The sequence below is a fragment of the Pseudoalteromonas maris genome, from assembly GCF_049257235.1.
Taxonomy (GTDB): Bacteria; Pseudomonadota; Gammaproteobacteria; order Enterobacterales; family Alteromonadaceae; genus Pseudoalteromonas.
The window spans coordinates 256,136-262,383 of sequence record NZ_JBMMUF010000006.1 but is presented as its reverse complement, the minus strand read 5'-3'; the positions used below and the strand labels follow the sequence as shown (position 1 = coordinate 262,383).

Sequence of the window (6,248 nt, the reverse complement as noted above, 5' to 3'; positions counted from 1 at the left end):
CAACACTTAATTTTGAGAAAGTTTAAAGTTTCTTAAAACTCAGTTTTACTTGACTCAACCAACTCGTCGTATCGCTTGTTTGTAAGCAGTCCGCCGTGTCGGTGGATGCGCATTATAGGGAGATTCGATTTCGACGCAACCCCTTTTTTAAAGAAAATTGCTAAAAATGGATCGTTCGCGCAAAAAGCGGCCGATAGATACACTTTTACTACGTTTTTAACGTCTTTATTACCTTGTTGGCGCTATGTTTATATAAGAGCCGAGTGTTTTTTGTCCAGCCATTGTTTTATTGCGAATTGCTCAGTAGCTCGCTAGAGTGAGGTCAATTCCATATAGAGGTGCTAAAACAGTAGGAACCCACTATGAGTATCGAAAGTTATAAAGGTAAATCTCCAGTCATCCACCCTAGCGCTTATGTGCACGACTCAGCAGTTATTGTTGGTGATGTAGAAATCGCAGAAGATGCGAGTATCTGGCCTCTTGTCGCCGCACGCGGTGATGTTAACTTTATGCGCATTGGCAAGCGCTCAAATATTCAAGATGGAACGGTGCTGCATTTAACTCGCTCAAGTACGGCAAACCCTAGTGGTTACCCTCTTATTATTGGCGAAGATGTCACCGTGGGTCACAAGGCAATGTTACATGGTTGTACTCTTGGTAATCGCATCTTGGTTGGAATGGGGGCGATTGTGATGGACAATGTGGTTGTTGAGGATGATGTGATCATTGGCGGCGGTGCGCTAGTGCCACCCAACAAAACTTTGGAGTCTGGTTATCTATATGTAGGCAGCCCTGTAAAAAAAGCACGGCCACTAACAGAGAGTGAACGCGCTTTCTTAAAGGTATCGGCAGACAATTATGTGCGCCTTAAAGATGAGTATATAACTGAAGTTAAGCCAGTGACTTCACTTTAACAATTCCATCTTCCCCATATTCTTCATCTTCAATAAGAGATTCTGCAATCTCTTCATAGTCGAAGCGGTGCTGCGCAAAGTGCGCTAACGCATCGCTTCGCTCGTTAATCCCAAGTTCGATAACGCAAGGCAAAAGCAAGCCGCTCACCATGGCATAAAAAGTCATTACACCGTTGTCATATTCTACTCTGTCTACAAATTGGATTGCTTGGTTCATTATAACTGCCCTTCTTTTAGCGCTGCTATTATAGGCTCAACTGATGGCATTTGCCCACGCCAAAGTTGATATGCATGTGCGGCTTGGCCCACCAGCATACCAATACCGTCAGCCGTATCAATGCTCGGATTGATTGAGCGAGCCCATTGATTAAAGGATGTTGGCACATCGCTGTAGTACATATCATATGCGAGCTGCACTCCTTCTAAGTAGCTGCCATCAATCCCCGGAAGATCATGACTAACGCTGGAAGATGTTGAATTAATGATGATATCCCAACTTCTAACGTTTTTATTGCCTAAACCTTCATAACTGACATTTTTGAAGTGTTCCACTTTATGCGCAATTTGCTCAGCCTTTGATACCGTCCTATTAACAATATGCAGTTGAGCAACCCCAGACTCCAACAGTGGTAATACGGCTCCTTTTGCAGCACCGCCAGCACCAATTAGTAACACTCGTGTATTTTCTAATGGGCCATAGACCCTCTGTAAATCACTGACTAACCCTATACCGTCAGTATTATCGCCTACCAGCTCATTATCTGGTGTTGCAATAAGCGTGTTAACTGCTCCGGCAAGCCGCGCTCGCTCTGATAAAGTATCTGCCAAGGTAAAGGCTTGCTCCTTAAATGGCAAAGTCACATTAGCTCCACGCCCTCCTTGTTCAAAAAATGTCTTGGCACAGTCAACAAAGCCCTCGAGCGGTGCTAAAATGCGCTCGTATTCAATCTCCTCCCCGAGCTGCTTGGCAAAAGCATGGTGAATCAAGGGGGATTTAGAATGCGCAATCGGGTTACCAAACACCGCGTATTTATCCATTGTTTTTCCTTTAATGCAGGCGTGCTATGAAGCAGTTACTAAAACGCATCTTGAACAAAGATGCAAAAAAATCTCAACCCACGACAACTGAGCACCCAAGTGTCGAACGCACTCCATATGAATTAATGGGTGGCGAGCAAGGGGCAAAGGCGTTGGCAAATAGATTCTATGACATTATGGCCAGCGATGAGTACGCCAAACCTTTATATGATATGCACCCTCAGCCACTCGATAGAATTAGAGAGGTGTTCTTTGAGTTTTTATCCGGCTGGTTGGGAGGGCCTGATCTGTTTGTAGAAAAGTATGGTCACCCGATGTTACGCAAACGCCATATGCCGTTCGCCGTGACACCTGCGTTGCGTGATCAATGGATGTACTGCATGAATAAGGCCTTAGATATAGAGATCGATAACCCGGTACTACGCGAGGGTTTACGACAATCACTGTCGCAACTAGCAACACACATGATAAATACAGACGATTAAAAAAACGCGGCATTGAAGCCGCGTTTAATTTGTTTCTACTGAGTCTGTTATAACCACTGTTGGGGTTTTAAGTATTCACTGTAAAGCTCAGCCTCTGGTGAATTAGGCTCAGGCTTGAAGTCATATTCCCATCTGGCCAATGGCGGCATCGACATCAATATTGATTCAGTGCGACCACCCGTTTGCAAACCAAACAAGGTTCCTCTATCCCAGACCAGATTAAACTCAACATATCGACCACGGCGATATAATTGGAATTGGCGCTGTGAGTCACCATATGGAGTGTCCTTGCGTTTAGCGATAATCGGCAAATAGGCATCAAGATAACCATCGCCAACCGCTTGCATAAACTCAAAACTGCGCTCAAAGCCCCATTCATTGAGATCATCAAAGAACAAACCACCCACACCGCGTGTTTCATCACGATGTTTTAGGTAGAAGTATTCATCACACCATTTTTTGTACTTTGGATAAACATCATCACCAAACGGTGCACATAAGTCATGCGCTACTCGATGCCAATGCTGAACATCTTCACGCTGAGGATAAAATGGTGTTAAGTCAAAACCACCGCCGAACCACCAAATTGGCTCTTCACCTTCTTTTTCAGCGATAAAGAATCGTACGTTCGCATGGCTTGTTGGAATATGCGGGTTTTTTGGGTGAATGACTAATGACACGCCGCACGCATGGAAACTGCGCCCTGCAAGCTCAGGTCGATGAGCAGTGGCGGAAGCTGGCATCGATGCACCAAATACATGAGAGTAATTTACTCCACCTTGCTCAATAACATTGCCATCACGAATGACACGGGTTCGCCCCCCACCACCTTCTGCACGTTGCCATGCGTCTTCAACAAACTTGGCACCGCCATCTGCGAGCTCTAGTTCAGCACAAATTTTATCTTGTAGTGCCATTAAGTAAGCTTTGACTTGAGTCAGTAACTCAGAATGCATCGTTATCCTCTTAGAACCTGTGAGGTCATCGCGTCTTTTATTATGCTGGGCGCAGTAGCTCCACCCAGTGGCTCATCTAGATAAAATCCCACCTTATCTCCAAAGGTTTCCCGCCCTTGCGCCACAGTCGTAACTGGTGCTTGGCCACTCACATTGGCGCTAGTTGAAACAATGGGACCACCGAATTCTTGGCACAAACGTTTTACTGTCGGGTGGGCGCTCACACGAACGGCAATAGAATCGAATGCCCCCGTTAACCATTTCGGAGCGCTTGTAGATGCCGGCATTACCCATGTGATAGCACCAGGCCACTGTGAAAAGATATCCGTTCGTTTATCCATTGGAATTTTACTGTCAGCAACATAAGGCAGCAATTGCCCGTAGTTGTCAGCGATTAAGATCAAGCCTTTTTCTACAGGTCGTTGTTTCATTGCCAATAATGCCTGCACAGCTTGTTCATTCATAGGATCACAACCTAGGCCATATACGGCTTCTGTGGGATACAATATGACTTCACCTTGCTGCAGGCTGCTCAAGGCTGTCTTGGGTTGTTCAGCGTCACTCACTATGAGTTCTCCAAATTGTCGGGCTGTTTATGCCCACACGACTTTTGCGGGCATTGTAACATAGCTCCCTCGGCAAAGTTGCGCCTCATCATCACTGGCCAATTACATTTTTCACATGCCACAGGCACCGGAGGGTAATTGAGACTGTACTTGCATTTAGGGTATGCATCGCAAGAATAAAACGCTTTTCCAGTTTTGTTACTTCGTTGAACCAACTCCCCTTTTTTGCACTTCGGGCACGTTGGAAGTGACTCTTGTGGCTCGTCATCCTCATGCCCAGAGGCAATATAATGGCATTGAGGGAAATTCGTACAGCCAATGAACATACCAAAACGACCATTTTTGACTGCTAGGGGGGACTGACACTGGGGGCACGGATTATCATCAAGGACTTTGATTGTGCTTGTATCATGCTGATGCAGGGGGCGGATGAAGTGACATGCAGGATAACTGGCACACCCCAAAAAAGCGCCCGACTTGGAGTGGCGCATCACTAACTCACTACCGCAATCAGGGCAAACGTCATACTCTTTTTCTAAGGCATGCTTGTTAGCGTTAAATAAAGAATGATCTATTTTACTCATGCACACACTCCCTATTGGGGTACCTACTGGTTAATGTGCGCTCAATATACTGACAGCGCAGCGAAGATCAAGCTTAATGCAGTGTTGGATTAGGATCATCAAATATAAGGTCTTCCATTTGCGCATAAGCATGCTCTTGCCCTGGCACGCTCAACAGCACCATGAGTACGACCCACTTCAGATCCTCTAACGCGATACGCGCGTGATCAAGTGCCATCGCCCTATCAATAACCATTTCTCTTGTTGTGCTGGTGATAACACCCACTTGCTCCAAGAAAAGTAAAAAGCCTTGGCATTGAGTATCTAGTTTTACACTCTCTTCGCTGGTATAAATGCGACACGCCGCACTAGGCGCGTTGTGGAGGTATGGACATTCATCGCTATATTGCAGCTGCGCCAGCTGTTCGAGCCAATCTAACGCCTTGTATATTTCTGGGGTGTTGAACCCTGCTTTAATGAGTTCATCAGTGAGTGCATTTTCTTCTACGAAGATTTCACTTTCGCTATGAATGTAGTTTTCAAATAAATACATCAGGATATCAAACATTTTAGCCGCCCCCTATTCTCGTATACCCGCCCGAAGTACTCACAATGTGGCCTTCGATTTCTAAGTCTATTAATAGCGTTACTAACTGCGCGATTGGCAACCCAGAGCGGCTGGCTATCTCATCAATAGTCGTCGTCTCATAACCAATATGGCCAAGTAATGTATTGTTATCCTCTTTTTTCTCTTCCTCATTATTAATATATAGACCCTTTTGCAATGAACAACCTAATTCATTAAGAACATCCGTACTATTTTCTATTAATGCAGCGCCTTGCTTAATCAGGGCATGACACCCTTTGGAATAGGGGTTATTTACGGCTCCGGGCATGGCCATCACTTCACGGTTGTAGTCCATCGCCAGCTCAGCTGTGATTAACGACCCACTTTTTTGCTCAGCTTCGATAACCACAGTGGCTAAGCTCAATCCTGCGATAATGCGATTCCTACGTGGAAAGTGTTGCGCTTTAGCTACCGTGCCCGGCAAGAACTCACTTACTAGTAAACCTTGTTCAGCAATTTGCGACCACACCGCTTGATTGCGCCTTGGGTAGCAAACATCAACTCCTGTACCGAGTACCGCAATCGTGGAACCATAATGATTGAGGGCCCCCACGTGAGCCTGAGTATCGATACCCATTGCCAAACCAGAGGTAATAACCATACCAGCACGACTTAGATCTGCTGCCAAATTGAAGGCATGGCGCATCCCCGCGGCACTTGCTCCTCTGCTCCCTACAATGGCGATTTGCTGTTGCTCGAGTAGGGCGACATCCCCATGACAAAATAGTAGTGGTGGCGGATCGGGCAACTCAAACAGTAAGGTAGGATAAAATGGACTGGCCATGCTAATGACCGAAATACTCTGCTGCCGATACTCTGCTAATTGAGTTGTTAGACTGTCCAAATTAATTGCTGCTAGCTTATTGATAAGTGCAGGATTTAACCCCTGCTCTAACAGAGCCTCTGGTTCACACACCAATTGTATGAATGAAAACTGCTTAAGAAGCGCATTTAATGACTTTGCACCAAGCCCATGCACTCTGGATAAGCCAAATAAACAGGCGTCGGCATAAAGTAAATCGGCCTCACAAGAGGCCGACTGGATTGGATAACTCTGCGCCATGCTCCCTCCTTGAGCACAACCCAAAATCTTTAGGT

At 45.8% G+C, this 6,248-nt stretch carries 9 protein-coding genes; 2 read left to right on the top strand and 7 right to left on the bottom strand.

Annotated features, from left to right (window positions below; genetic code table 11):
• Positions 1-362: 362 nt before the first annotated feature.
• A complete protein-coding gene (locus AAEU32_RS10990; protein ID WP_421970567.1) occupies positions 363-914 on the top strand; it encodes a gamma carbonic anhydrase family protein in 552 nt (183 codons plus the stop codon).
• On the opposite strand, the gene AAEU32_RS10985 is transcribed toward AAEU32_RS10990, so the two are convergent.
• Together AAEU32_RS10985 and aroE are read right to left on the bottom strand one after the other, a co-directional pair.
• On the bottom strand, positions 892-1,131 hold the full coding sequence (locus AAEU32_RS10985; RefSeq protein WP_421970566.1) for a DUF1488 family protein: 240 nt from the start codon (positions 1,129-1,131) through the stop codon (positions 892-894). The two genes, AAEU32_RS10990 and AAEU32_RS10985, sit on opposite strands and share 23 nt — an antisense overlap.
• On the bottom strand, positions 1,131-1,952 hold the full coding sequence (aroE, locus tag AAEU32_RS10980) for a shikimate dehydrogenase (RefSeq protein ID WP_421970565.1): 822 nt from the start codon (positions 1,950-1,952) through the stop codon (positions 1,131-1,133). Before aroE ends, AAEU32_RS10985 begins: the two co-directional genes overlap by 1 nt.
• 26 nt (positions 1,953-1,978) lie before the next feature.
• Here aroE and AAEU32_RS10975 point away from each other — a divergent pair, with 26 nt between their 5' ends.
• Positions 1,979-2,437, top strand: coding sequence for a group II truncated hemoglobin (locus AAEU32_RS10975; protein WP_421970564.1), 459 nt, complete (start codon positions 1,979-1,981; stop codon positions 2,435-2,437).
• Positions 2,438-2,484: 47 nt separating this feature from the next.
• On the opposite strand, the gene hemF is transcribed toward AAEU32_RS10975, so the two are convergent.
• The 5 genes from hemF to dprA form a co-directional block, all read right to left on the bottom strand.
• Complete coding sequence (hemF, locus tag AAEU32_RS10970) at positions 2,485-3,393, bottom strand: oxygen-dependent coproporphyrinogen oxidase (protein WP_421970563.1); 909 nt, start codon at positions 3,391-3,393, stop codon at positions 2,485-2,487.
• A 2-nt stretch (positions 3,394-3,395) separates the two neighbouring features.
• Positions 3,396-3,959 (bottom strand): L-threonylcarbamoyladenylate synthase type 1 TsaC, encoded by a 564-nt coding sequence (gene tsaC / locus AAEU32_RS10965; RefSeq protein ID WP_421970562.1) that lies wholly within the window; start codon positions 3,957-3,959, stop codon positions 3,396-3,398.
• Complete coding sequence (locus tag AAEU32_RS10960) at positions 3,959-4,543, bottom strand: DNA topoisomerase family protein (RefSeq protein WP_421970561.1); 585 nt, start codon at positions 4,541-4,543, stop codon at positions 3,959-3,961. Before AAEU32_RS10960 ends, tsaC begins: the two co-directional genes overlap by 1 nt.
• A gap of 73 nt (positions 4,544-4,616) precedes the next feature.
• Positions 4,617-5,090: a DUF494 family protein gene (locus tag AAEU32_RS10955; RefSeq protein WP_421970560.1), complete on the bottom strand. Its 474-nt coding sequence runs from the start codon at positions 5,088-5,090 to the stop codon at positions 4,617-4,619.
• 1 nt (position 5,091) lies between these two features.
• Entirely contained in the window at positions 5,092-6,213 is a 1,122-nt protein-coding gene (gene dprA, locus AAEU32_RS10950; protein WP_421970559.1) for a DNA-processing protein DprA, read from the bottom strand.
• Positions 6,214-6,248 lie beyond the last annotated feature (35 nt).

What these genes read in the sequence shown, in the direction of transcription:
- AAEU32_RS10975 (WP_421970564.1), top strand. Translation starts at nt 1,979, where the DNA reads ATGAAGCAGTTACTAAAACGCATCTTGAACAAAGATGCAAAAAAATCT.
- hemF (WP_421970563.1), bottom strand. Translation starts at nt 3,393, where the DNA reads ATGCATTCTGAGTTACTGACTCAAGTCAAAGCTTACTTAATGGCACTA.
- AAEU32_RS10960 (WP_421970561.1), bottom strand. Translation starts at nt 4,543, where the DNA reads ATGAGTAAAATAGATCATTCTTTATTTAACGCTAACAAGCATGCCTTA.
- AAEU32_RS10955 (WP_421970560.1), bottom strand. Translation starts at nt 5,090, where the DNA reads ATGTTTGATATCCTGATGTATTTATTTGAAAACTACATTCATAGCGAA.
- dprA (WP_421970559.1), bottom strand. Translation starts at nt 6,213, where the DNA reads ATGGCGCAGAGTTATCCAATCCAGTCGGCCTCTTGTGAGGCCGATTTA.
- AAEU32_RS10985 (WP_421970566.1), bottom strand. Translation starts at nt 1,131, where the DNA reads ATGAACCAAGCAATCCAATTTGTAGACAGAGTAGAATATGACAACGGT.
- AAEU32_RS10990 (WP_421970567.1), top strand. Translation starts at nt 363, where the DNA reads ATGAGTATCGAAAGTTATAAAGGTAAATCTCCAGTCATCCACCCTAGC.
- aroE (WP_421970565.1), bottom strand. Translation starts at nt 1,952, where the DNA reads ATGGATAAATACGCGGTGTTTGGTAACCCGATTGCGCATTCTAAATCC.